This is a genomic window from Nocardia sp. NPDC059177, assembly GCF_042755165.1.
GTDB lineage: Bacteria > Actinomycetota > Actinomycetes > Mycobacteriales > Mycobacteriaceae > Nocardia.
Genome location: NZ_JBHZBX010000008.1, coordinates 210,370 through 234,569, shown reverse-complemented (window position 1 = coordinate 234,569; position 24,200 = coordinate 210,370). Strand labels below are relative to the sequence as shown.

At 69.7% G+C, this 24,200-nt stretch carries 23 protein-coding genes; 8 read left to right on the top strand and 15 right to left on the bottom strand.

From position 1 onward, the window contains the following. Nucleotide 1: 1 nt before the first annotated feature. Together ACFXK0_RS13360 and ACFXK0_RS13355 are read right to left on the bottom strand one after the other, a co-directional pair. Nucleotides 2-1,399, bottom strand: coding sequence for an amidohydrolase family protein (locus ACFXK0_RS13360; RefSeq protein ID WP_379410398.1), 1,398 nt, complete (start codon nucleotides 1,397-1,399; stop codon nucleotides 2-4). Then, nucleotides 1,396-2,637, bottom strand: coding sequence for a CoA transferase (locus tag ACFXK0_RS13355; protein ID WP_379410397.1), 1,242 nt, complete (start codon nucleotides 2,635-2,637; stop codon nucleotides 1,396-1,398). The genes ACFXK0_RS13360 and ACFXK0_RS13355 overlap by 4 nt, the downstream gene beginning before the upstream one ends. Nucleotides 2,638-2,708: 71 nt before the next feature. Here ACFXK0_RS13355 and ACFXK0_RS13350 point away from each other — a divergent pair, with 71 nt between their 5' ends. Next, nucleotides 2,709-3,905, top strand: coding sequence for an enoyl-CoA hydratase/isomerase family protein (locus ACFXK0_RS13350; protein WP_379410396.1), 1,197 nt, complete (start codon nucleotides 2,709-2,711; stop codon nucleotides 3,903-3,905). Between the two features lie 174 nt (nucleotides 3,906-4,079). Continuing rightward, nucleotides 4,080-4,877 carry an SDR family NAD(P)-dependent oxidoreductase gene (locus ACFXK0_RS13345; protein WP_379410395.1) on the top strand — a complete coding sequence of 266 codons (798 nt, stop codon included), beginning with the start codon at nucleotides 4,080-4,082 and terminating at the stop codon, nucleotides 4,875-4,877. Between the two features lie 50 nt (nucleotides 4,878-4,927). Here ACFXK0_RS13345 and ACFXK0_RS13340 read toward each other — a convergent pair whose 3' ends face one another. Genes ACFXK0_RS13340 through ACFXK0_RS13320 form a run of 5 tightly spaced genes read right to left on the bottom strand, consistent with a single transcriptional unit; the run spans nucleotide 4,928 to nucleotide 9,820 of the window. Then, on the bottom strand, nucleotides 4,928-6,118 hold the full coding sequence (locus tag ACFXK0_RS13340; RefSeq protein ID WP_379410394.1) for an acyl-CoA dehydrogenase family protein: 1,191 nt from the start codon (nucleotides 6,116-6,118) through the stop codon (nucleotides 4,928-4,930). Between the two features lie 43 nt (nucleotides 6,119-6,161). Then, on the bottom strand, nucleotides 6,162-7,373 hold the full coding sequence (locus ACFXK0_RS13335) for an acetyl-CoA C-acetyltransferase (protein WP_379410393.1): 1,212 nt from the start codon (nucleotides 7,371-7,373) through the stop codon (nucleotides 6,162-6,164). After that, nucleotides 7,366-8,244: a MaoC family dehydratase N-terminal domain-containing protein gene (locus ACFXK0_RS13330; RefSeq protein ID WP_379410392.1), complete on the bottom strand. Its 879-nt coding sequence runs from the start codon at nucleotides 8,242-8,244 to the stop codon at nucleotides 7,366-7,368. Before ACFXK0_RS13330 ends, ACFXK0_RS13335 begins: the two co-directional genes overlap by 8 nt. Then, nucleotides 8,241-8,969, bottom strand: coding sequence for a 3-oxoacyl-ACP reductase FabG (gene fabG / locus ACFXK0_RS13325; protein WP_379410391.1), 729 nt, complete (start codon nucleotides 8,967-8,969; stop codon nucleotides 8,241-8,243). Before fabG ends, ACFXK0_RS13330 begins: the two co-directional genes overlap by 4 nt. Nucleotides 8,970-8,998: 29 nt before the next feature. Beyond that, complete coding sequence (locus ACFXK0_RS13320; protein WP_379410390.1) at nucleotides 8,999-9,820, bottom strand: mycofactocin-coupled SDR family oxidoreductase; 822 nt, start codon at nucleotides 9,818-9,820, stop codon at nucleotides 8,999-9,001. 162 nt (nucleotides 9,821-9,982) lie between these two features. Between ACFXK0_RS13320 and ACFXK0_RS13315 the strand changes: the two genes are divergently transcribed. Further along, entirely contained in the window at nucleotides 9,983-10,792 is an 810-nt protein-coding gene (locus ACFXK0_RS13315) for an NAD(P)-dependent oxidoreductase (RefSeq protein ID WP_379410389.1), read from the top strand. A gap of 39 nt (nucleotides 10,793-10,831) precedes the next feature. Here the strand turns inward: ACFXK0_RS13315 and ACFXK0_RS13310 are convergent, their stop codons facing one another. Then, nucleotides 10,832-12,019: an acyl-CoA dehydrogenase family protein gene (locus ACFXK0_RS13310; RefSeq protein ID WP_379410388.1), complete on the bottom strand. Its 1,188-nt coding sequence runs from the start codon at nucleotides 12,017-12,019 to the stop codon at nucleotides 10,832-10,834. Between the two features lie 152 nt (nucleotides 12,020-12,171). Here ACFXK0_RS13310 and ACFXK0_RS13305 point away from each other — a divergent pair, with 152 nt between their 5' ends. Beyond that, the gene (locus ACFXK0_RS13305; protein WP_379410387.1) at nucleotides 12,172-12,681 is read left to right on the top strand and encodes a DoxX family protein; all 510 of its coding nucleotides are present in this window, start codon (nucleotides 12,172-12,174) and stop codon (nucleotides 12,679-12,681) included. A 56-nt stretch (nucleotides 12,682-12,737) separates the two neighbouring features. Here the strand turns inward: ACFXK0_RS13305 and ACFXK0_RS13300 are convergent, their stop codons facing one another. Genes ACFXK0_RS13300 through ACFXK0_RS13285 form a run of 4 tightly spaced genes read right to left on the bottom strand, consistent with a single transcriptional unit; the run spans nucleotide 12,738 to nucleotide 16,259 of the window. Continuing rightward, on the bottom strand, nucleotides 12,738-13,160 hold the full coding sequence (locus tag ACFXK0_RS13300; protein WP_379410386.1) for a PaaI family thioesterase: 423 nt from the start codon (nucleotides 13,158-13,160) through the stop codon (nucleotides 12,738-12,740). Next, the gene (locus tag ACFXK0_RS13295; RefSeq protein ID WP_379410385.1) at nucleotides 13,157-14,656 is read right to left on the bottom strand and encodes a class I adenylate-forming enzyme family protein; all 1,500 of its coding nucleotides are present in this window, start codon (nucleotides 14,654-14,656) and stop codon (nucleotides 13,157-13,159) included. The genes ACFXK0_RS13300 and ACFXK0_RS13295 overlap by 4 nt, the downstream gene beginning before the upstream one ends. After that, nucleotides 14,656-15,465 carry an enoyl-CoA hydratase/isomerase family protein gene (locus ACFXK0_RS13290; RefSeq protein ID WP_379410384.1) on the bottom strand — a complete coding sequence of 270 codons (810 nt, stop codon included), beginning with the start codon at nucleotides 15,463-15,465 and terminating at the stop codon, nucleotides 14,656-14,658. The genes ACFXK0_RS13295 and ACFXK0_RS13290 overlap by 1 nt, the downstream gene beginning before the upstream one ends. Next, nucleotides 15,456-16,259, bottom strand: a complete 804-nt coding sequence (locus ACFXK0_RS13285) for an enoyl-CoA hydratase/isomerase family protein (protein WP_379410383.1) — start codon at nucleotides 16,257-16,259, stop codon at nucleotides 15,456-15,458. Before ACFXK0_RS13285 ends, ACFXK0_RS13290 begins: the two co-directional genes overlap by 10 nt. 104 nt (nucleotides 16,260-16,363) lie before the next feature. Here ACFXK0_RS13285 and ACFXK0_RS13280 point away from each other — a divergent pair, with 104 nt between their 5' ends. Both ACFXK0_RS13280 and ACFXK0_RS13275 read left to right on the top strand, forming a co-directional pair. Continuing rightward, the gene (locus tag ACFXK0_RS13280; protein WP_379410382.1) at nucleotides 16,364-17,083 is read left to right on the top strand and encodes a hypothetical protein; all 720 of its coding nucleotides are present in this window, start codon (nucleotides 16,364-16,366) and stop codon (nucleotides 17,081-17,083) included. Further along, the gene (locus tag ACFXK0_RS13275; protein ID WP_379410381.1) at nucleotides 17,080-17,979 is read left to right on the top strand and encodes an enoyl-CoA hydratase/isomerase family protein; all 900 of its coding nucleotides are present in this window, start codon (nucleotides 17,080-17,082) and stop codon (nucleotides 17,977-17,979) included. The genes ACFXK0_RS13280 and ACFXK0_RS13275 overlap by 4 nt, the downstream gene beginning before the upstream one ends. 51 nt (nucleotides 17,980-18,030) lie before the next feature. On the opposite strand, the gene ACFXK0_RS13270 is transcribed toward ACFXK0_RS13275, so the two are convergent. Together ACFXK0_RS13270 and ACFXK0_RS13265 are read right to left on the bottom strand one after the other, a co-directional pair. Beyond that, entirely contained in the window at nucleotides 18,031-18,810 is a 780-nt protein-coding gene (locus tag ACFXK0_RS13270) for an SDR family NAD(P)-dependent oxidoreductase (protein ID WP_379410380.1), read from the bottom strand. Next, nucleotides 18,800-20,005 (bottom strand): cytochrome P450, encoded by a 1,206-nt coding sequence (locus ACFXK0_RS13265; RefSeq protein ID WP_379410379.1) that lies wholly within the window; start codon nucleotides 20,003-20,005, stop codon nucleotides 18,800-18,802. The genes ACFXK0_RS13270 and ACFXK0_RS13265 overlap by 11 nt, the downstream gene beginning before the upstream one ends. A gap of 263 nt (nucleotides 20,006-20,268) precedes the next feature. Here ACFXK0_RS13265 and ACFXK0_RS13260 point away from each other — a divergent pair, with 263 nt between their 5' ends. Both ACFXK0_RS13260 and ACFXK0_RS13255 read left to right on the top strand, forming a co-directional pair. Next, nucleotides 20,269-21,498 carry a cytochrome P450 gene (locus tag ACFXK0_RS13260; RefSeq protein WP_379410378.1) on the top strand — a complete coding sequence of 410 codons (1,230 nt, stop codon included), beginning with the start codon at nucleotides 20,269-20,271 and terminating at the stop codon, nucleotides 21,496-21,498. Nucleotides 21,499-21,512: 14 nt separating this feature from the next. After that, entirely contained in the window at nucleotides 21,513-23,009 is a 1,497-nt protein-coding gene (locus ACFXK0_RS13255; protein WP_379410377.1) for an acyl-CoA carboxylase subunit beta, read from the top strand. Nucleotides 23,010-23,063: 54 nt separating this feature from the next. On the opposite strand, the gene ACFXK0_RS13250 is transcribed toward ACFXK0_RS13255, so the two are convergent. After that, nucleotides 23,064-24,191, bottom strand: a complete 1,128-nt coding sequence (locus tag ACFXK0_RS13250; protein ID WP_379410376.1) for an NDMA-dependent alcohol dehydrogenase — start codon at nucleotides 24,189-24,191, stop codon at nucleotides 23,064-23,066. Between the last annotated feature and the right edge of the window lie 9 nt (nucleotides 24,192-24,200).

Here is a 24,200-nt window from a genome sequence, read left to right as displayed (position 1 = left end):
GTCACCACCGTGGTGGTGCCGCGAGGAAGGTGCGACGCACGAGGTCGGCCGACGGATGACGCAGTACCTGGTCCAAGGGCTCGTGCAGCAGCACGAGATCGGCCGGGCGGCCGCGGGTGACCCGGCGCGGCCGGCCGCCGGGGTCGTGCGCCGGTGACAGGTATCCGTCGAGTGCCTGTGCGGGAGTGAGGCATTCGGTCGCCGTCACGATCGCTCCCGTGGCTGTGGCGCGGTGCACGGCCGAGGCGATCACCGCCCACGGGTCGAGTGGGCCGTACGGGGCGTCGCTGGACAGAGCGACGGGGACGCCCGCGCCGATCAGTGTTCGGCAGCGGTACAGGTCGGGGAGGTCGTCGGGGGCGATGTGGTCGAGGTAGTAGTCCCCGCGATCGGCCAGGAATCCGGGCTGCGTCACCACCCGCAGTCCGTGGCGGCGCAGATCGTCGACGATATCGGCGGGGACCAGCGCCGCGTGCTCGACCCGGTCGCCCGGGAAATCACCGATCACCTCCAGTGCAGCGAGCAGCAGGAGCATCGCTTCGCGGCTGACGCAGTGCACGGCGACCGCCCGCCCGGCACCGTGGGCGGCATCGATCCGGGCCACCAGGTCATCGAACGCGGGCAGTTCCGAATCGGCGATGACGATCTTGTGCGGTCCGACATCGACTCGCTCGGGTAGCGAATCGGTGCCATGCGCGGCACCGAGCAGCAGAACCCGCTGGGGGAGCGTGCCTTCGGTGACCGCCGCGACCAGCGCGGACTGCGATCCGGGCGCGAGGTCGGGGGTCGCGTCGGTGACGCCGGTGATGCCGTAGCCGGTCAGCGTGGCGCCGAGACGGTCGAGCGGTGGCGGTGCGGTGTGCGGCAGCCGCGTGCGTAACCAGGTGTCCGCGCGCCAGATTCGGCCGGTCGGGACACCCCCAACATCACATTCGACCCCCGGATGGGCGGCGTCGGTGATGCCCGCCGCGGCGAGAGCGGCGGAGTTGAGCACCCACATCGCGCCACTGCGGTGTTGTATCCGCACCGGTCGGGTGCCGTGCAGGGTGTCGAGGGCGCGCGCGTCCAGATCGCCGGCGACGGTATCGACATAGCCGACACCACGCACCCAGCCGTTGTCGTCACCGGGGGCCCGGGCCAGTGCGGTGGCCAGTGCGCGGCGGTCGGTCACCGCGGGAGGCCCGCACCGCACGGATGCGGCGTCGGCCGCGGTGGCGTGCAGGTGCAGGTGATGGTCGTGGAGCCCGGGGATGACCGCGCCGCCGCGGGCGTCGATCACCTCGGCGGCGCCCTCGGTGGACAGCGCGGGCCCGATTGCGGTGATCAGGCCGTTCTCGATGCGCAGGTCGAGTCCGGCGGTGCCCTCGATATCCGCGTCGCGGATCACGATGACGGTCACGGTGCCGGAATCCGGAGCGACGCGAGTACTCGCGCGGTATCGGCACCGGAATCCGCGGCGGGCCCGGCCGGTGTCCGTGCCGAGGGGCCGGCGACCCGAATCGCTTCCGCACCCGCGTCGATGAACCAGCCGTCGCCGCGCCGGAACGTGGGCGGCACCGCGTCGGCGGTCAGTGTGGCCGCGACGACCTCGGTCATCGACACGTCCCACAGCACCCCGCGCCCGTCGGCCGGTGTGGACATCGCGAGGGTGGCCGCGGTCAGGCCGGTGAGCGGATCGGCAATCGCGTCACCGACGAAAACCGGTGTGCCCGAACCCGGTTCGTGGGCGATGAGCCCCGCCGCCGCCGCCACGTCATCACCGAAGCCGATGCGTGGCGATCCGCGGCCCGCGGCGGTGATCGACACCCACACCGTTCCTCGCTCGACGGCGGCCTCGGCATCGAGCCCGAATCCGGCCAGCGCCCTGGGCCGCGACGCCTCGATCACGATGTCGGCGGCCTCGACGAGGGATGTCAGGGCGGATCGCCCGGCCGGATCGGTGGGGTCGAGCACCACCGATTCGTGGCCGTGGTGCAGCAGCGCGTAGAACGCCGGATCGCCGCGGCGCGCGCCGTCGGGCCGGTCCGGGGTTTCGACCTTGATCACCCGCGCACCGGCCAGCCCGAGCAGATGCGCGCACAGCGGCCCGGCCCACAGCGCGCTGAAATCGACGACCAGCAGACCGTCGACCGGGCGCGGCGTCACCGGTGCTGGAAGTGGCGCCGGCTCGATGGACCGCACCGGTGCCGCCGCCACGCCGAGCAGCTCCGCGCGTTCGGCGAGTTCGGCGCCGCGATGGGTCAGCGCCCATTCGGTGATCGCCGGCCAGGGGTTCCCGGCGTCGAGGTCGTCGCCGATCAGCGCGCCGAGCAGCAGGTGATCGTCGGGGCGTGCACAGGAGACCGCCGCCCACCCGTCCGCGGTGGGCAGCAACCGGCACCGGCCCCCCACCGAGACTGCGCCACGGCGCCGCATACCGGTGAGCGCGGCCCGCTCTCCGAGCAGCTGAGCCCCGTCCAGTGCCGCCGCCCGGCCCGTGCCCGCCGCGAACGCGGCGATCAGCGCACGGGCCCGGGTGGCCGCCCGCCCCGGCGGCACCAGGACGGGCCCGTCAGGGCGGCCGGTAAGCGCGACCACGCCACTCGCGGCCCAATCCGCCGCGGGCGACCCGGCGACCGGCACTGTCGAAGAGGACACCGCTCGATAGTAGGTCGATTCCCGCCCACGATGCGCGTGACGACGATGCCCGCCCGTGCCACTATTGCGCGGTGAGCAGTGATGCGACCGACCTGGCCCTGGATGCCCTGGAACTGGACATCGGGCCCGACGGAACGCCACGGAACCCGATCCTGGTCGTCCCGCTCGATGCGTGGGCGGCGGAACCGACAGAGCGCATCGAACAGCTGGCCGCCGCGGCGGCGGATTCGCTGCGCCTCACGATCGGTGTGTCCCACGGTGCGGTGTCCCCTCGTCTCGAGCCGCTGCTCCAGGCACTGACCCTGACGGTGGCCGGGCGGGCAGGGGACTTTCCGACGATCGTCGAACATCCCGACCCCGACACCGCCGTAGGGCACCGGACAGTGGCCGGGCGGGCAGAGAACGCGCCGACATTCATCGAGCGACCCGACGCCGTAGGGCACGCGACGCCTGCCGGGCAAGCCGGGGGCTCGCCGACGATCATCGAACATCCCGACCCTGACACCGCCGTGCGGCACCTGACGGCAGCGATCGAGCGCAACCCGCAGGCGAGCATTGCGCTGGGCAGGCTGTTGCGGCAGACCGCCGTGCCGGAGACGACCGCCGGCCTCGCGGCCGAGGCGGCTGTCTACTCGATGCTGCTGGCGGGCACAGAATTTCAACGTTGGCTGACCGCTCGGGGCGGACCACGGACGGTGCGCTTCCCCGACCGGCCACTGGTGCGCCTGGACCGCGACGGCGCGCTACTGTCGGTGACCCTCGACCATCCCGAACGACGCAACGCACTGAGTTCCCGTCTGCGCGAAGAACTCCTGGACGCACTGCGCCTGGCCGAACTCGACCCCGATATCGACCGCGTACTCCTGCGCGGCACCGGCCCGGTGTTCTGCAGCGGCGGCGACCTCGACGAATTCGGCACCGCCACCGACGTCGTCGCCGCCTATCAGGTCCGCCTGGAACGCGGACCGTGGCGGATCATCGACCGCCTGTCCGACCGCGTCACCGCCCACGTACACGGTGCGTGCATCGGCGCAGGCATCGAGATCTCAGCCTTCGCCGGCCGCCTCATCGCGGCCCCCGACACCTACTTCCGGCTCCCCGAGATCGAGATGGGCCTGGTGCCGGGCGCAGGCGGCACCGTCAGCGTCCCCCGCCGAATCGGCCGCTGGCGAGCAGCATGGATGATGCTCACCGGCACCCGCATCGACACGACCACCGCCCTACGCTGGAACCTGATCGACGATATCGAGGAACTCCCCGTCGACTAGGAAGTGTCTTCCGATCGGGTCCGCCGCACGCGGTGCGGTACCCCTCCGAACAACCCTCCCGTGAGTCATGCCGAATGCATTACAGTAATGGAAATGTGCCATGAGGTGGTGGCGGGTCGTTCTGCGGCCCCCGCCCCGGACGCGGCGGTTCTCTCGAGGTGAGGCGGAAGCGGTATGGATCTGGGATTGCGGGGCGCGGCGACGGTGGTGGTCGGTGGGAGCCGGGGGATGGGGCTGGCTACGGCGCGGTGCTTGGCCGAGGAGGGGGCCAGGGTCGCGGTTGTCGGACGGTCCGCCGAGGATGTCGAGCGTGCCGCCGTCGACCTGGGGGAGCGAGGGAGTCCTGACGCGGTCGGGCTCGCCGCCGATGTGCGCGACAGCGCGCAGGTGGAGGCGGTTTTTGCGCAGCTCGGGGACCGGTGGGGTGGGGAACTCAACGCGCTGGTCAATACGCTGGGGCCGAATGTTCAGGGCACCATCGAAGAACTGTCGGCCGAGCAGTGGCACGAGGCGGTCGATCACGGGGCGCTCTCGATCGTGCGCACGGTGACGGCGGCGCTGCCGCTGCTGCGCCGCGCGGAGTGGGGGCGGATCGTGAACTTCTCCGCGCATTCGACTCAGCGGCAGAGTGTTTCGTTGATCGCCTACACGGCGGCGAAGTCCATGGTGACCAGTGTGTCGAAGAACCTGTCACTGTTGCTGGCCGAGGACGAGATCCTGGTCAATGTCGTCTCGCCCGGCACCTTCGTCACTCCGGCCCTGACCGCATGGGCGCGCTCGATCGGTGTCGAGGACGACGACCCGTACCGGCTGATGGAGGTGATCGGCGCGCACTACGGGCATCCGGCGCACATGCCGCGGGCCGGACTGCCCGAGGAGATCGGCCCGGTCGCCGCGTTCCTCGCCTCGCGCCGCAACTCTTACATGACCGGCGCCAATGTGAATGTTGACGGCGGCTCCGACTTCGTCTGAACCACAGACGGTTTCGGCCGGACCGTCGAATGGTCCGGCCGAAACTGCTCTCAGAGCCGGTAGTCGCGCAGCACGCCCTTGCCGATGATTCGCTTCTGGATCTCGCTGGTCCCCTCGCCGATCAGCAGGAACGGCGCCTCGCGCATGAGGCGTTCGATCTCGTACTCGGTCGAGTAGCCGTAGCCGCCGTGGATACGGAAACTAGCCTGGGTGACCTCGTTGCAGAACTCGCTGGCCAGGTACTTGGCCATGCCGGCGGCGACATCGTTGCGCAGGCCGGAGTCCTTGAGCCGCGCCGCGTTGACCATCATCAGATGGGCCGCTTCGACCTTGGTCGCCATCTCGGCCAAGGAGAATCCGATGGCCTGATGTTCGACGATGGGCTTGCCGAAGGTCGAACGCTGCTGCGCGTAGCGGGCACCGAGTTCGAAAGCGCGCACCGCGATACCGCAGGCCCGGGCCGCGACATTGACCCGTCCCACCTCGATGCCGTCCATCATCTGCTGGAAACCGTGGCCGGTCTCCCCGCCCAGAACAGCCTCTGCCGCCACGGCATGGTGGTCGAGGAGCATCTCGGTGGTGTCGATGCCCTTGTACCCCATCTTGTGGATCTTGCCCGGAATGGTCAGTCCTGGCGCGACCTCCCCGAAGCCGGCGGGCTTCTCGAGCAGGAAGGTGGTCAGGTTGTCGTGCGGCCGTTCCCGGCCCTCGTCGGTGCGGACGAGCGTGGCCACCACGGTCGCCGTCGAACCGTTGGTCAGCCACATCTTGCGACCGTCGAGCCGGTAGTCACCGGACTCCGTGCGCACCGCCCTGGTGCGGATGGCCGCCACATCGGAGCCGAGTTCGGGTTCGGACATGGAGAAGGCGCCACGTACTTCGCCGGTGGCCATGCGCGGCAGGAAATGCTCGCGCTGGCGTGCGGTGCCGTGCTGGGCGAGCAGGTAGGCGACGATGAAGTGGGTGTTGATGACACCGGAGATGCTCATCCAGCCCCGCGCCAGCTCCTCCACACACAGCGCGTAGGTCAGCAGGGATTCGCCGAGGCCGCCGTACTCCTCGGGGATCATCAACCCGAACAGGCCCATCTCCGCCATCCGGTCGACGATCGCCTGCGGATAGGTGTCGGAGTGTTCGAGTTCCTGGGCGACCGGAATGATCTCCTTGTCGACGAAAGCCCTTACCGTACTGAGTATTTCGGCCTGTACCTCGGTGAGCCCGTGGGTCTGTGCGAGTTTCATCGGGAGTTCCGTTCGTCGGGTGGGAGGCAGGGGAAGGGCGCGGTCACGTCACCCGCTCGAAGATCGCGGCCAGGCCCTGCCCGCCGCCGATACACATCGTCTCCAGCCCGTAGCGCAGCTCGCGCCGGTGCAGTTCCCTGGCGAGGGTGGCCAGCATCCGTCCGCCGGTCGCGCCCACCGGATGTCCGAGGGAGATCCCGGACCCGTGCACATTGGTGCGGTCGAAATCGGTGGGGCCGAACTTCCACTCCCGGGTGACTGCGAGGGCCTGGGCGGCGAAGGCTTCGTTGAGTTCGATCAGGTCGATATCGGCCAGTGCGAGACCGGCCTGGCGCAGGGCGGCGTCGGTGGCGGGGACCGGCCCGATGCCCATGATGTCGGGCCGGACGCCGGCCACCGCCCACGATGTCAGCCTGACCAGGGGAGTGAGGCCGAGCTGTTCGGCGTTCTCCCGGGTGGTCACCAGGCACATCGACGCCGCGTCGTTCTGGCCGCTGGCATTGCCCGCGGTGACCGTCGACTCCGGATCGATATGTGCCCGAACGGGTTTCAGCGCGGCCAGGGATTCCAGGGTGGTGTCGGCGCGAGGATGCTCGTCGGTGTCGATCACCGTGTCGCCGCGGCGCGAAGTGACCGTCACCGGGACGATCTGCTCGGCGGCCGCACCGCTGCGGGCGGCCTCGACGGCCCGCTGATGCGAGACCACGGCCAGCCGATCCTGTTCCTCGCGAGGGATCGCGTAGCTGCGGCGCAGGTTCTCCGCGGTCTCCAGCATCCCGCCGGGCACCGGATGATCACGGCCGCCCGCGGTTTCGCGTCCGCGGGCCAGTGCGTCGTGGACCCGGACGCCGCCGCGGGCACCGCCCCAGCGCATATCGAGGGAGTAGAACGGCGCGTTGGTCATGCTCTCGACACCGCCGGCGACCACGACCTCGCCGGCACCGCTGCTGACCTGCAGGACCGCCTGGATCACGGCCTGCAAGCCGGATCCGCAGCGACGGTCGACCTGCATGCCGCCGACGGTCACCGGCAGTCCGGCGTCCAGGGCGACGACCCGGCCGATAGCGGGCGCCTCACTGTTCGGATAGCAGTGGCCCAGGACCACGTCGTCCACGGACTCCGGGCTGACCCCGGTGCGGTCCAGCAGGCCGCGCAGCGCGGTGACGCCGAGATCGACCGCGGTGAGCGCGGCGAACATCCCGCCGTAGCGGCCGATCGGGGTGCGGACAGGTTTGCAGATCACTGCTTCACGCATGGGTTCGGTCTCCGTCGTGCTCGAAATCGGCGGTCAGAACGGTGTGTTCGATATGTCGGTCGGTGCGGACGGCCAGTTCGACCTCGGCATCGGTGCCGGTGCGGCGCTGGATAAGGGCGGGCTCGGCGCAGAACAGCGGCGCGAGATTACGGTGCCGCAACCGGATCGGCGTCGACGCGGGCCGCTCCCGCCGGAGGGTCTCGGCCATGGCGAGTGTCATGAGCGGCCCGTGCACCACCAGCCCGGGATAGCCCTCGACCTCGGTCGCGTACGGCAGGTCGTAGTGGATGCGGTGGGGGTTGGCCGTCGCGGCGCTGAACCGCATCAGGACGGTGGGATCGGTGCGTAGTTCCCAGTCCCACGCGGCGATCCGGCGAAGCGGTGCGCCGACGGGCTCCTGCGCGGCCGCCGTCGGGCTGGGAGTTCCCGGCCGCGTGGCCTCGCGGTAGATGAGATTCTGTCGTTCCACTACAGCCGGGGTGTTTCCCGTTGTGTAGAGCCGGATGTCGACCTCGACCACGACCAGTGCGCCGGTGCGGCCGGTCTTGGGAGTCACCGCGACGACCCGCGCCTCCCGTCGCACCGTCGACCCGACCGGCACGGTGGCATGCAGTGTCACCGCACCCCCGGCGAACATGCGCCGGGGCAGATCCACCGGCGGCAGGAAAGTGCCGCGCGCCGGATGCCCGTCCGGCCCGATCGCCGACGACACCGGCCAGCGCGCCAGCGCGGCCCAGTGCCACAGCGGCGGCAGCGGATCCCCGGCACCGACCGGCGGCGCACCCGAATCAAGAATCGCGCTCAAGGCCGCAATCGGCGCGGGATCGACATACTCCTCGGTGACGACGGTGTGCGCCTCCCAAGCGGTCACATGAACCGCCCGCCGGTCACTTCCACGGTGGTACCGGTCATGTACGAGGACAGATCGGAAGCGAGGAACAGCGCCACATTCGCGACTTCGTCCGGCTCGCCCGCTCGCGCCATCGGGATCTCCGCCATCTTCTGGTCCCAGATGCGTGCGGGCATGGCCGTGGTCATCGGCGAACGGATCAGCCCGGGCTGGATCGCATTGACCCGCACCCCGAATCGCGCGGTTTCCTTGGCGGCGGCCTTGGTCAGGCCGATGATGCCCGCCTTCGCGGCGGAATAGTTGGTCTGACCGGCCATGCCCACCTTGCCCGACAGCGAGGAGATGTTGACGATGCTGCCGCGCCCCTGCTCCCGCATGATCGCCGCGGCCGACCGGGTGCCGTGCCAGCTGCCCTTCAGATGGACCGACACGACCTGGTCGAAGTCCGTTTCGCTCATCGTGCGCATCGAGGCATCCCGGGTGATGCCCGCGTTGTTGACCATCACGTCCACCGCGCCGAAATCGGTGCGCGCGGTACTCAGCAGCGCGGAGACGTCCTCGGCGCTGGTCACATCGCAGCGGACCGCGCGCACGCCGTCCGCGCCGAGTGCCTGCTGTGCCGCTTCGGGATTCAGGTCGCCCACGACCACGCGCGCGCCTTCGCGCAGGAAGGTCGAGGCGATGGCGAGGCCGATACCCTGCGCTGCGCCGGTGACGACCGCGACGCGGCCCTCGAGAAGTGACATGGCGTGATTCCTTTCGGCCCGACCGGCGTTCAGTACTGGGTGGCGCCCAGGTCGACGGCGACCTGGGTGGCGGTGATGTAGCGGGACTCGTCGTCGGCGAGCCAGCTGACCGCGGCGGCGACATCCTCGGCCTCGGCCACCCAGTCGGGCAGGAACGGTGTGGTCATGTGGCCGAGCTGCGGATTGGACGCGAGGGCGCGCCCGAGTGCGGCGACCATGTCCCCGCTGCCCATGGGCGTGTTCACCGCACCCGGATGAACGCTGTTGACCCGGATGCGATGCTTGCCCAGCTCGGCCGCCAGCGCCTTGGCCATCCCGGTCACCGCGTGCTTGCTGGCGGTGTAGTGCACCATGAACGGCTGCATCTTCAGTCCGGCCGCGGAACTGACCAGGATGATCGAACCGCCACGCCCGCCCGCGATCAGGTGATCGACGCCGGCGACCACCGTGTTCCAGGTGCCGGTGATATTGACGTCGATGACATCGCGGAACGATTCGGCGGTGATCTCGTTCCACCGCTGGGGAATACAGATGCCCGCGTTGGCGACGACGATGTCGAGCCGGCCCAGCGCGGCCACGCCCTCGTCGACCGCGCGCCGCAGCCCGTCCAGATCGCGGGTGTCGACGGTGGCGGCCACGATGCGCCGCCCGGTCGCCTCGACGAGGCGGACCGTCTCCGCGAGATCCGCCGGCGTGGCCGAATCGTAGGGCACCGCCGCAGGCAGCGGCCCCGCGATATCGACGGCGATGATATCGGCGCCCTCGCCGGCCAAGCGCACCGCGTGGGCACGTCCCTGGCCACGGGCGGCGCCGGTGATGAAGGCGACCTTGTCGGTGTGCCGGCCGATCACATGCTCTCCTCAGACCCCGCTGCATGCCATATCGTAAAGGCAACGGTATGGCTGTTCGGACTAACCATATGGCCCGCTCGGCCGCCGCGCAAGAAGCTGTCCGGCCGTTGGTGATGCTGTTACAGTTGGCGTTACTGGAATAGTAGCTAGCGAGGAGCGCGAATGTCGCAGGTGGTCGGGTTCGTCGGAGCGGGCCAGATGGGCGAGCCGATGGTGGTGCGGCTGGTGGCGGCGGGCCATCGGACCGTCGTCTACGCGCGCAGAGAAGCGGTGCGGGAACGGCTGCGGGCCGCCGGTGCCGAGGTCGTCGACTCCGTGCGGGAGGTGTCGGAGGCCGCCGGGGTGATCATCGTGTGCCTGTTCTCGGACGAGCAGTTGACAGAAGTGCTGACCGGGCCGGACGGGGTCCTCGCGAACGCGCGAGCCGACGCGGTGGTGGTCTCCCACACGACCGGCGCGGTCGCGACGATCACCGAACTGGCGGCGGTGCGACCCGACGGTCCGGTCCTGCTCGACGGACCGGTCAGCGGTTCCGCCGAGGACATCGCCGCCGGTCGCCTCACCGTCCTGCTCGGCGGTCCGGCCGCGGCGGTCGAGGCGGTGCGGCCGGTGCTCGCCGCCTACGCGAGCTCGGTCCTGGCGACCGGTGCGTCGGGCAGCGCCCTCGGCGTGAAACTCGTCAACAACGCGCTCTTCGCCGCGAACGCGCAACTGGTCGCCGTGGCCGCCGAGGTGGGCCGCAAGCTGGGCATCGACGAGAACCAGCTGTTGGAGGCCCTGTCGGTGGCCAGCGGCAACAGCTACGCGGCCGATTCCATCCGCCGCACCGGCGGTTTCGCGAAATTCGAGAAGCGGGCCGCCCCCTTCCTGCGCAAGGATGTCGCCGCCTGCCTGTCGGCGACCGCCGATCTCGGCATCGACCTCGCCGGCCTGGGCACCGCGATCACCGACGGACCTTTCGACCTGACCTGACCTGACCGGTTGCCCGGTGCGGTCAGGACCGCGAGCGGACTACCTCGTGCCGCGCTCGGCGGAGCGGATCAGCCCGCCGCCGATGATGAGGCGCTGGATCTCGCTGGTGCCCTCGTACAGGCGGAGCAGGCGGACATCCCGGTAGATCCGCTCCACCGCCACGTCGCGCATGTAGCCCGTGCCGCCGTGCACCTGCACCGCCGAATCAGCCACTCGTCCAGCCATTTCCGTGCAGAACAGCTTGGCCACCGACGGTGCCGTCCGGCGGTCCTCGCCGGCCACCCAGGCCCGCGCGGCGTCGCGGACCAGGGCGCGGCCCGCCATCACGCCGGTCTGCATGTCGGCCAGATGTGCTTGCACCAGCTGGAATCGGCCGATGGGTGCGCCGCCTTGAGTCGCTGTCGCGGCGTAGGCGACGGATTCGTCGAGGGCTCGCTGGGCGGTGCCGACCGCGAGTGCCGCGATGTGCACGCGGCCGCGCGCCAGTGACGTCATGGCGGCGCGATAGCCGATGTCCTCGTTGCCGCCCACCAGTGCGTCGTCGCCGATCCGGACGTCGCGGAAGAAGACCTCGGCGGTCCACGCGCCCTCCTGGCCCATCTTGCGGTCCTTCGGGCCGATCTCCACTCCGGGGGTGCCGGCGGGGATCAGGAAGACCGAGATGCCCGCGCCGTCCGCGTCCGCCGGGCGGGTACGTGCGAAAGTGACGAACAGATCGGCGACGGGGGCGTTGGTGATGAAACGCTTCTCGCCGTTGACGACCCACCAGGAACCGGACCTGGTCGCGGTGGTGCGCAGCGCGGCCGGATCGGACCCGGCGCCGGATTCGGTGAGCGCGAACGAGGCGACCACGGCGCCGGTGGCGATCCGGTCGAGCCAGCGCGACTTCTGCTCGTCGGTGCCGAAGCCGACGAGAACCTGACCGGCGATGCCGTTGTTGGTGCCGAACAGCGAGCGCAGCGCGAGGGTGGTGTACCCGAGTTCCATGGCCAGTTCGACGTCCTGGGCGAGGTCGAGGCCGAGGCCGCCCCACTCCTGCGGGATGGCGTAACCGTAGAGGCCCATGGCCTTGGCCTGCTCGACGATCTCGGTGGGCATCCGGTTCTGCTCGGCGATCTCCCGCTCCCGGGGCAGGACCACTGTGCGCACGAAGTCCCTGGTCTGCGCGAGTATTTCGCGGAAGTCCTCCGCGCTGACCGCGCCGACTCCGGTGGCTGCGCTCGTCATGGCAGGGCCCTCCTGGTTCGTTGTCTCGCGTGTCCGACGGCGTTCCGTCTTGACCACACGCCCTTGATGTCTAACATTACTGTAATGCTAGCGGTAAGTAATACGGGAGTTGTGTTCGCGGCGCGGACCTCGACCGATGGAGTGATGTGGCGATGACTGCCTTCGACACCGGAGTCCTGATTCTGCGCGTGTGCCTCGGCCTCACCATGGCCGCGCACGGGTACAGCAAATTCTTCGCAGGCGGGCGGATTCCCGGTACCGCGCGCTGGTTCGACAGCATCGGGATGTCGCCCGGTCGCGTGCACGCGCGCCTCGCCGCGGGCAGCGAGGTCGGTGCCGGTCTCGCCCTGGCGCTCGGTCTGTGCACACCGGTGGCCGCCGCGGGATTCGTCGCGCTGATGCTGGTGGCGGCCTGGACCGTGCACCGGAGGAAGGGATTCTTCATCGTCGGCGACGGCTGGGAGTACAACCTGGTGCTGGCGGTCGGCGCGGTCGGCGTGGCCGTCACGGGCCCCGGCCGGGCCAGTCTCGACGAGGTGATCCTGGGCGCGGACCGGGTGGACGGGTGGTGGGGATTCGGGATCGCGGCCGGGGTCGGCCTGGCGGCCGGCCTCGGCCAGCTCGCGCTGTTCTACCGGCCACCGGCGCCGAGCAGCGGCTAGGGGATACGCATTCCGGTGCACCGCCGAGACCGTCGGACTCGGCGGTGACCCGCGCGTCAGCCGGCCGGCGTCGCGGACCTGTCGGTCGCGAAGCTCACCGTGGCGAAATTGACGGTGGCCAGCGCCGCCACCGAGTCATCGGTGTCGTCGATCACCTCGACCTGCACGACGATCGATCGCTTGCCCGCGTGCACGATCCTGCTCACCGCGCGGGCGGTGCCGGCGATGATAGGGCGGAAGTAGCGGACGCTGAGGTCCGAGGTGACGACACCGGCGTCGGGTGGCCGGGTCGTCAGTGCGGCAGTGCCTGCCGCGATATCGGCGAGGGTCGCGATCAGGCCGCCCTGGAGGCCGCCGGAGGTGTTGACCACGTGCGGTGCCACGGGGAGTTCCCAGCGCGGCGAACCGTCAGGGGCGGTGGTCTTGCGGAAGCCGATGTGGTCGAGGAGTTCGCTGATCTCGCGAATCGTGGACATCATGTGCGATCTGCGCTTTCGGACGTGGGAGAGGCGGGGACGCGCTGGAAGTGGGCCCGCACGGCGGACAGGTCCGCCTTGCCGGACGGTGTGCGGGGGATCGCGTCGACGATCGCGATCTCGGTGGGAATCTCGTAGCGGGCCAGCCGGGTACCCAGGTACTCGATCAGTGCTGCGAGGTCGACCCGGCGGTCCGGGCGCAGTTCGACCATGGCGACGGGGGTTTCGCCGAGCCGCTCGTCCGGCCGGGCGACGACGGCGGCACCCCGCACGGCGGGATGGTCCTCGACGGCGGTGCGCACATCGTCGGGCATGATCTTGAACCCGCCCCGGATGATGGCCTGATCGGCACGGCCCAGGATCCACAGGAAACCGTCGGCGTCGATCCGGGCGAGATCGGTGGTGCGTACCCACCCGGCGGTGGGGCCGAGCTGGCCGGGCGCGACCTCGAGCAGCCCGGGCTCGTCCGGTCCGAGGACCGTGCCGTCGTCACCGACCACCCGCAGGCGGGCGCCACCGCTGGCCCGGCCGACACTGCCCCGCTTGGACCGCCAGAAGGTCTCGTGGTCGGGCAGGGTCCAGCCGGCGACGCCGCCCCCGAATTCGGTGGCGGCATACGACGTCAGGACCGGAATCCCGAACTTGTCCTGGAAGGCGTCCGCGTCGGCCGCCGAGAGCGGCGCGGTGCCCGAGGTGACCACCCGGACACCGGCGAGATCCGCTCGTTCCAGGTCCGAGTGCAGCACCATCCGCAGCGCGGCGGGTACCAGCGACACCGCACCCGGTCGATGCGCGCGCACCGCGGCCGCCCAGCGGTCGAGGTCGAAGCGTGGCAGGAACACGAACGGCCGGGCGTCGGCGACACACTGCAGAATGCGGAAGATGCCACCGATGTGCACCAGGGGAGCGTTGACGATCGCGACGCCGCGGCGTGGCGCGGCCGGGGCCGGTGCGTGGACCGGATCGGTGCCCATGACGCTGCGGGCCAGCATGTCGTAGGTGATGTCCACCCGCTTGGGCGGGCCGGTGGTGCCACTGGTGAGCATCCGCACGGCGACTCCCGGCAGCGGAGTGCCCGCCGCGGCAGCACGGACCGACGCACTGGGCGCTGGAGCGGTGTCGAGGCCGGTGATGCCGACGGTCGCGGTGCCCGGCCCGACGAAGCCGGCCAGATCCGCCGGCCCGCCGATGACCAGCGGCAGTCCCAGCGCGGCGATATCGGAGCGGGTCCGGTCGTCGCCGCGCGCGGGGTTGATCACGACGACGGTGCCGCCGCGCAGCAGTACGCCGAGGAACGCCGCCACATGCTCGGGGCGATTGCGCAACAGGATGCCGACCTGGCACGGCGCGGCCACGAGCGCGCCGATCCGGCGGGCGGCATCGGCGAGTTCGCCCCAGGCGTGCCAGGCGCCGTCGAACTCGATCGCGTGCGAGTCCGGCACCAGCGCAAGGACATTCGCGATCCGCGCACTGAGCGGATGGTCGTGGAGGTCGGTCATCAGCGAATCCTCGGTTCGGTCGGTGTGCCCGGTCGGCGCGGATCCGCCGCGGCGGCGGCCAGTTCGGCCCGGGCGATCGGATTGCCGAGGCGGGTATAGATGAGTCCCTGGTCGAGCGCGGCGCGGTACGGCTTGTCCAGGGATTCCCAGATCGCCTTCACCGTGCCCTGGGTGGCGGTCGGCGGTTTGGCCGCGATCCCGGCCGCGATAGCGTGCGCGCGGTCCCAGAGGTGTTCGCGAGCAACGACTTCGGTGACCAGGCCGATGCGCAACGCCGTGTCGGCGCAGACCCGTTCGTCGTTACCCGTCAACGCGATGCGCAGCGTCTCACCGAGCCCGACCCGGCGCATGAGGCCGACCGGCTCGAGCGCGCAGACGAGTCCGGCCGAGACGTGCGAATCGAAGAAGGTGGCCTCCTCCGAGCAGATCACCACATCCGACTCGTTGACGAAGTAGAACGCGCCCGCCGTGCACATGCCCTGCACCGCGCACACCACCGGCTTCCACATCTTCTGCCACTTCGGGCTCAACGCCTCACCGGGATCCTCGTGATGCCAGATCCCGTCGGGCTGACCGTAGGGGACGGTGATGTCGAGGCCCGCGCTGAAGGCCCGCTCGCCCGCCGCGCGCAGCACGACCGCGTTGACCGAGTCGTCGAGCCGGATCCGGTGCCAGGCGTCGCGCACCTCCTCGCACATGGTGCGGTCGAAGGCGTTGAGCCGCTCGGGCCGGTCGAGGGTGAGGGTGGCGATGCGATCGCGCGCGTCGACGTCGAGGAGGATCGTGCGATATCCGGCGTTCATCGGCACTGCCAGTCCGGGCTGCGCTTCTCGACGAACGCGCGGGGTCCTTCCAGGGCGTCCGCGGTGCGGGTCACCCGTTCGCGGAAGGATTCGGCCAGCATCTCGGCCTCGTGCAGTGGCACCTCCAGGCCCTTGACGATGGCCAGCCGGGTACCGCGAACCGCCAGCGGCGCATTGGAATTGAGCACGTCGGCGATCTCGTTGGCCCGTTCGAGCAGCCGTTCGTGTTCGACGACCTCGGTGACCATGCCCAATTCGTAGGCGCGCTGGGCGCTCATCCGCTCGTGCTTGCCCATCAGCGCCATGCGCAGGGCGACGGTGCGGGGCAGTACCCGCGCCAGGCGCACGACCTCGCGGCCCGCGACGAGGCCGATGCTGACGTGCGGGTCGAAGAAGGTGGCCCGGTCCGAGGCGATGACGATGTCGCCGGTAGTCACCCAGTCGAGGCCGGCGCCGCAACAGATCCCGTTGATGGCGACCAGAATCGGCTTGGTCATCGTGCGGAAGGGTGGCGTGCCTTCCTGCGGTGCCTCCCACTGTTCGTAGGTCGACAGGTACGGCCGCTCATCGATGACCTTGCCGTCGCCGGGAATCGCTTTGACATCGGCGCCGGTACAGAAGGCGCGTCCGTTCGCGGTGACGATGAGCAACCAGACCTTGTCGTCGGCCTCGGCCTCGGCGTAGGCGGCGCGCAGTTCGGTGATCATGTGCGGGCTCAGCGCGTTGAGCGCGTCGGGGCGGTCGAGTGTGATGGTGGCCGTATGCCCGGCCACCTCGTAGCCGATGGTGTCGAACGGCATGCATTCCTCCTGCGGTACCGGGGCATGACCCATACTGGTATAGATACAGTAGACAATACCGTTATGGATCTGCCAAGGTGACGTGACGGACCGACGAGGAAAGAGTGACGATGGCCGAGAACGCGAACACGGCATCGGGCGGCCCGGGGGCCGCGCTGCGCTTCGGCGAGCGTCCGCTCCCGCAGACCGTCGCCGCGGCCGCGGCCCTGCGCCGGATCAGCGCGCTGCTGCTCTCGCTCGAGCATCCGCACCCGGCCGTGGACGCCCTGATCGCCGGGCTGACCGGCTGGGAACGCGAACTCGCCGCGGCCGCGCCGCCGGATCCGGCCCCGAGAATGCGCGACGCCGCCGACCCGGCCACTCAGCGCGTCTACCTGGACCACGCCTTCGACATCGGCGCGTTCAACCCGTGTTTCCCCGAGTACACCTTCGACCGCATCACCACCGCGTCGGCCGCCGGGCGCATCACCTTCCCGCTCGTGCACGAAGGCCCACCCGGCCTGGTGCACGGCGGGTTCCTCGCCGTCTTCTTCGACGCGGTGGTCCAGCATCAGAGCTGCGCGGTCGGGCTGGCGGGCAAGACGCGCTCGATGGACATCACCTACCGGCGGCCCACCCCCGTCCTCGTCGAGCTCGGCTTCGACATCACCCGGGTGGTGGCCGAGCGCGGGATCGAATCGACCGCCCGCCTGCTGCACGACGGTGAGGTCCTGTGCTCGGCGCTCGTGCGGACGGTGGCCGTGCCGCTGGACCGCCTGACCACCGCGCGCTACGGACCGCGCGCCCCCATCCCCCTCGAACGAGAAGGAAGAGACATCCGATGACCAGTTCCAGCACCGCCGAGGGCCGCGTGCTCTACGAGGTGGACCCGGACCGCAGGATCGCCACCATCACGTTGAACAATCCCGCCCAGCGCAACTCCTACGACGCGGCCATGCGCGACGGGATCGCCCGCTGTCTCGACGAGGTCGCCGAGGACGACGACATCACCGTCGTGCTGCTGCGCGGTGCCGAGCAGGTGTTCAGCACCGGCGCGGATATGAACAACGCCTACGGCTGGTACGGCGAGCGGTCCACGAGCAACGGCGATCGGCCGGCCAAGAGCAGGCCGAGTCAGCGCAGGCGACTCACCGTGGACCGCAAGTCCTTCGGCTTCTACCACAACTTCCTGGGCTTCCCGAAGGTCACCGTCGGTGAGATCAGCGGGTACGCGCTGGGCGGCGGTTTCGAGATGGCGTTGATGACCGACATCTCGGTCGTCGCCAGGGACACCAGGATCGGCATGCCCGCGGCGCGGTTCCTCGGCCCTGCCCTGGGCAGCCTGCACATGTTCTTCCATCGCCTCGGGCCGGTGCTCGCGCGCCGGATGTTGTTGACCGGCGACATCATCGAGGCGGGCGCGCTGGAACATCTCGGGGTCTTCACCGAGACCTGCGCGCCGTCGGCGGTGACCGCGCGGGCGCGGTACTGGGCGGAGAAGGCCGCGAAGATGCCGGCCGACGGTGTCGTGATCGCGAAGGAGGCCTTCCGGATGGTCGAACAGAGTCAGGCCTACCAGGGCGAGGAGGTGGCGAGCTATCTGTTCCACGCCTACGGCACGAATCTGCAGTTCGCCCCGGGCGAGTTCAATTTCGTGAAGACCAGAGCCGAACACGGTACGAAGGAAGCGTTCCGCCTGCGGGACGCGCACTTCCACGTGCCCGAACCCGAACTGGACTGACGCGGCGGCCACGAAACAGGCCCGAGTCCCGCGGGACCTGGGCCTGTTTCGTCAGATGACCAGACCGCCGTCCACCGGCAGCACCTGACCGGTGACGAACGACGCCGCGTCGGAGGCGAGGAAGACGAACGCGCCCGCGACCTCGCGCGGCTGCGCCCAGCGCCGCATCGGAATCCGGTTCAGCATCTGCTCGGCGAACTTCGGATCGGTGCGGATCGTCTCCGTCATCGGGGTGGCCGCGGCCGGGGCGAGCGCGTTGACGGTGATCTGCTTGCGGGCCAGTTCACGCGCCAGCGACTTCGTCATCCCGACGATGCCGGACTTGGCCGCCGAGTAGTTGACCTGGCCGAGCGTGCCGACCAACCCGGCCGACGAGGTCACATTGATGATCCGGCCGGTGCCGTCGGTCGGCAGATACGCCAGCGCCGCCTGCGCGCAGCGGAAGGCACCGAGCAGGTGGATGTCGAGCATGCGCAGCACCGAATCCTCGGTGGTCGCACCGAACATCGCGGGTTCGGTGGCGCCGGCGTTGTTCACCACGATGTGCAGGACGCCGCCCGCGAGCTCGGCCGCGGACCGGACCGCGGCGTCGGCGGCGGCCCGGTCCCGGACATCGAGCGCTGCGGCGGCGGCCCGGCCACCGTCGGCGACGATCTGCTCGGCGGTCACCGCCGCGGCGGCGCCGTCGATATCGGTGACCAGCACCGCGGCGCCCTGGATGGCCAGGGCCGCGGCGACCGCGGCCCCGATCCCGCCCGCCGCGCCGGTGACCAGCGCCGAACGGCCGGTGAGATCGAAGATGTCTCGGCGGCGGTGCGGATCAGGCGACATCGAAGCTCACCGGGAGCGCGGTCGGGGAGCGGAACGGCTGCCCGAAGATGTGCGGGACACCGTCGGGCAGCAGGGTGATGTTCGTCAGGCGGTCGAGCAGCGACTCCAGGGCGACGCGGGTCTCCAGGCGGGCCAGGTGCAAGCCGAGGCAGGTGTGCGCGCCTGCGGTGAAACTGATGTGCGGAATGTGGGCGCGGAAGATGTCGAATTCCTCGGCGCGCTCCCAGCGGGTCTCGTCCCGGTTGGCCGAGCCGAGGCACAGGTCGAGCACCGCGCCCTCGGGAATCGCCACGCCGTCCAATTCGGTGTCGCGGGTGACGTAGCGCTGCACCAGCGTCAGCGGTGTCTCGAAACGCAGGCCCTCTTCGATGGCCTGGGGCAGCAGGCGGCGATCCTGCTGGACGGCGGCGAATTGGCCGGGATGGGTGAGCAGCTGGAAGAGCAGATTGCCCGACGAACGGTACGTCGTTTCCAGACCGGCGGGCAACAGCAGCCGGAGAAAGGAATAGATCGCGCGGTCGGTCAGCTTCTCGCCGTCGATCTCGGCGGTGACCAGGTCGCTGATGATGTCCTCGCGCGGGGCGGCGCGCCGCTGCTCGATATGCCCGAGGAAATACTCCTTCAATTCCTTGGATGCCTGTAGCGCGCGCGGGACATTGCCCGCATAGCTGATGATGGCCACGGCCGCCTCCCGGAAGAACGGCAGATCCGCGGCGGGGAGCCCGAGCAGGCGCGCGATGACGCGGGTCGGGAATTCGAAGGTGAAGTCGCGGACCAGGTCCGCGCGTCCCTCGGTGACGAATTCGTCGATGAGTTCTTCGCAGATCGGGCGCACGACTTCGGGCTCCCACACCGCCAGTGATTGCGGCTTGAACGCCGCCGACACCAGATTGCGGTGCGCGCGATGCCCGGATCCGTTCATCGCCAGGATCGTCGGGCCCATGAACACCCCGATCGTGCTGTCGTAGAGCTGGGTGCTGAAGACCGTGTTGTCGCGCAGCGCCTTGTTCACCGACGCCCAGGACACGGCGGCGAAACTGTCGGCGGGCCGCAAGTCCTCCGGTGTCCTGGAGTAGTCCATCACGGTCCCGTGGAACACGCCGCCCTCCCGCCTGCGGGCGGCGAAGAACGGGTACGGATCGTGGGGATCGGGCACCCCGATCGTCGTGGATTGGTCATCGACTGGGCTGTTCACAGCTCACCTCTGGCTTCGTCACACCGCACGGCTGTCCGGAATATTACTTACTGTAAGGCATACAGTATCTGACGGCATCGGCCTCGGCAATGCGCCGGTTCACGTCCGGGCGGTCGCTGCGCGCTGGCGGGGGACGCTGCTCCTGCGCCCATGGGCAGGTCTACAGAAAGCTTGACAGTAAGGGTAACTATAAATCACTCTTGTGATCGAGACAACACCGTCGGCACGCTGGGTGTGCCGAGGACCGGAAGGGTGCCAGCCGCATGCCGATCGTTGACGAAGCCGCGAATGTTCTCGCGGATCCCACCGCCTATGCCGATGAAGCGAGACTGCACGCGGCCTTGACCACGCTGCGTGCGAACCGGCCGGTCGCGCGGGTGGATGTACCGGGCTACCAGCCGTTCTGGGCGATCACCAAACACGCCGATGTGCTGGCGGTGGAGAAGGCGAATCGCCAGTTCACCAACTGGCCACGGCCGGTGCTGATGACGGCGGAATCCGACGAGATGCAGGCCGCGATCGGGATCCGGACCCTGATCCACATGGACGACCCGCAGCACCGGGTGGTGCGGGCGATCGCGGCGGACTGGTTCGCGCCGAAAGCCATGCGGGCCATGGCCATACGGATCGAGGAGCTGGCCAAGCGGTACGTGGACCGGATGCGCGATACCGGCGGCCGGTGCGACTTCGTCGCCGAGATCGCGGTCAACTTCCCGCTGTATGTGATCATGTCGCTGCTCGGCGTCCCCGAGTCGGACTTTCCGCTGATGCTGAAATTGACCCAGGAGCTGATGGGCAGTGACGACGACGAGCTGAAACGGTCGGCGCCCCCGGACGAGTCGATGAACGCGCTGGTGGAGATGTTCACCTACTTCACCGCGCTGACCGCGTCGCGGCGGGCGAACCCCACCGACGATCTGGCCTCGATGATCGCGAACGCGACAGTCGACGGGGAGCCGCTCTCGGAGGTGGACACCGTGTCGTACTACGCGATCATCGCCACCGCTGGCCACGACACCACCAGCAGCAGCATTTCCGGTGGCCTGCGGGCGCTGATCGAGCACCCCGAGCAGCTGGACCTGCTGCGCCGGAATCCGGAGCTGATGCCGGGGGCGGTGGAGGAGATCATCCGCTGGGTGACCCCGGTGAAAGCGTTCATGCGGACGGCCGCGCAGGACTCGGTCGTCAACGGTGTCCCGATCCCGGCGGGCGATTCGCTGCTGCTGTCCTACGCCTCGGCGAACCGCGACGAGGAGGCCTTCGACGACCCGTTCCGGTTCGATATCGAGCGGGTGCCCAACAAGCACGTGGCCTTCGGCTACGGGGTGCACTTCTGTCTCGGTGCCGGCCTGGCGCGCATGGAGATCGCGAAGTTCCTCGGTGAACTGCTGCCGCGGCTGACCTCGATCGAACTGGCCGGGCCGCCGGAGCTGACCGCGACCACCTTCGTGGGCGGGCTCAAGCACCTGCCGATCACCTTCACCATCGACTGAGACGAGGCCGCGCGATGACGAACGCCAACACCTGGGACGAAACACTCGCCGACCTCGGGCGCCGCCGCACCCGCGTGCTGGAGATGGGCGGTGCCGACCGGGTCGCCAAGCATCGGGGAAAGGGGAAACTCGACGCCAGGGCACGCATCCAGCGGCTGCTCGACCCGGGGACCTTCCAGGAGTTCGGCACACTGGTCGGCGGGGAGGTCGCCGCCGACGCGATCGTGGCGGGGTCCGGACTGATCAACGGGGTGCCGGTGCTGGTCGGCGCCGAGGACTTCACCACCCTGGCCGGCACGATCGCCCCCGGCAGCAACTCCAAGCGGTACCGGCTGGCCGAGCTCGCGGTCCGCGACAAGGTGCCGCTGGTGATGCTGCTGGAGGGGGCCGGGTTCCGGCCGACCGGTGACCACTACGGCCGCACCCCCACCGACCTGCTGGCCCAAGCCCGCTGCTCGGGCAAGGTGCCGATGGTCACCGCGGTGCTCGGGCCGTCGGCCGGACACGGCGCGCTGGTCGCGCCGGTCGCGGACTTCTCCATCATGAGCAGGCAGGGCTGCATCTTCACGGCCGGTCCGCCGGTGGTGAAAGTCTCGACCGGCGAGGACATCTCGAAGGAGGATCTCGGCGGGCCCGACGTGGCGCTGCCGAGCGGGGTGGTCCACAATGTCGCCGAGACCGACGAGGACGTCCTCGACGAGATCCGCCGCTACCTGTCCTACTTCCCGCCGAGCGCGTGGTCCTACCCGCCGACCTATCTCGCCGACGAGACGACCGGTCCGCGCGCGACCCCGGAACTGCTCGGCATCGTCTCCCGGGACAACCGCTACAGCTACGACATGCGCGCGGTGCTCGATGTCGTCTTCGACGACACCGACTGGTTCGAGGTGCAGCCCGAGCGGGGGACCGCGATCATCTGCGCACTGGCCCATCTCGGTGGCAATCCGGTCGCGGTGGTGGCGAATCAGCCGCAGGTGCTGGCGGGGTCGATCGATACCGAAGCCGCCGACAAGGCGGCGCATTTCATCATGGTCGCCGACTCGTTCCACCTGCCGATCATCTTCCTCGCCGACAATCCGGGCATGTTGCCGGGTAGCGAGTCCGAGCGGGACGGGGTGCTGCGCAGTGGCGCCCGGATGTTCGTCGCGCAGACCGCGGCGACCACGCTGAAACTGCATGTGACACTGCGCAAAGCCTACGGATTCGGCTCGATGGTGATGTCGCTGATCGGTTTCGACGGCCAGGTGGGTACCTTCGCCTACCCGGGCGCGACCATGGGCGCCATGGGCGCCGCCGCGCTGAGCGACGCCTCGCACGCCGAGGAGGAGCTCGCGGCCGAACTGCGTGAGATGGAATTGCAGGCTTCTTACCATTCCGCCGAGCACATGGGCTTCGACGAGCTGATCCGGCCCGAGGAGACGCGCAACATCCTGCTGCGGTCGCTCCGGCGCGGACTGTACGGCAGGCAGACGCCGGCGGAACCGGTCCAGCGCACCGTCATCATTCCCTGAATCCGGGACGCGAACGGGGCCGGACGCCAGGTGTCCGGCCCCGTTTCGGTGTGCTCAGCGATCGGCGTCGGTGAACCGGATGATGCCGCGCAGGTCGCCGGCCCGCTGGAGTTCGCGGTAGGCGTCGTTGATCTCGTCGAGGCGGTACTCCTCGGTGACCCTGTCGTCGAGGGCGAGGTCGCCGAGTTTGTGCAGTGCCAGTACCTCGAGAATGTCTTCGTGCGGGTTCCCGCCGCCGAACATGCTGCCCCGCAGGTTCTTCTGCAGCAGGGTCCGCATCGACAGGGTCAGCGGCACCTCGGCCGCCATCGCGATGCCGGTCGCGGTGAGCACGCAGGTTCCGGCCTTGGCGGTGAGGTCCATCCACGCCTCGAGGTCGTGGCCGCCGCGCCGGCCCGCCGCGGCGATCACCTTGTGACACATCCGTCCCGCGGTCGCGGCGGCGATGCCCGCGGTGGCGGTGGCGAGATCGGGATAGACATCGGTGGCGCCGAGCTTCTCGGCCTGCGCGCGTTTCCAGTCGACCGGTTCGACGACGAAGATCCGGGACGCGCCGGAGAGCACCGCCCCCTGGAGCGTGGACGCGCCGGCCCCGCCGAGCCCGATGATGGCGACGTCCTCGCCCGGCTGGATCCGTGCGGTGTGGACGGCCGAACCGTAGCCGGTGGTGATGTCGCAACCGGCCAGACAGGCGATCTCGAAGGGGATCGACGGGTCGATCTTGACCACCGAGGCCCGGTGCACCACCGCATAGGGCGCGAACGCGCCGACCAGCGCCATCGGGTGAACGCCGCGGCCCCGGGCGGTCACCCGGAAGGTGCCGTCCGCGACCGCGGCGCCACCGAGCAGCCCGGCCCCGAGATCACACAGATTGCACAGCCCGGCCCGGCACGGCGGGCAGGTGCCGCACGACGGTACGAACGACATCACGACGTGGTCGCCGACCGCCAGATCGTGGACGCCCTCGCCGACGTCCACGATCACGCCCGCACCCTCGTGTCCGCCCAGGACCGGGAAGCCGGCCATCGCGATGCCGCCGGTCACCAGGTGGTGGTCGGCGCGGCACAACCCGGCCGTCTCCATCCTGACCTTCACCTCGCCTGCGCGCGGTTCACCGATCTCGATGTCCTCGATCGACCACGCCCGGTCACGCTTCCAGATCAACGCGCCTCTGGTCTTCATCAGTACCTC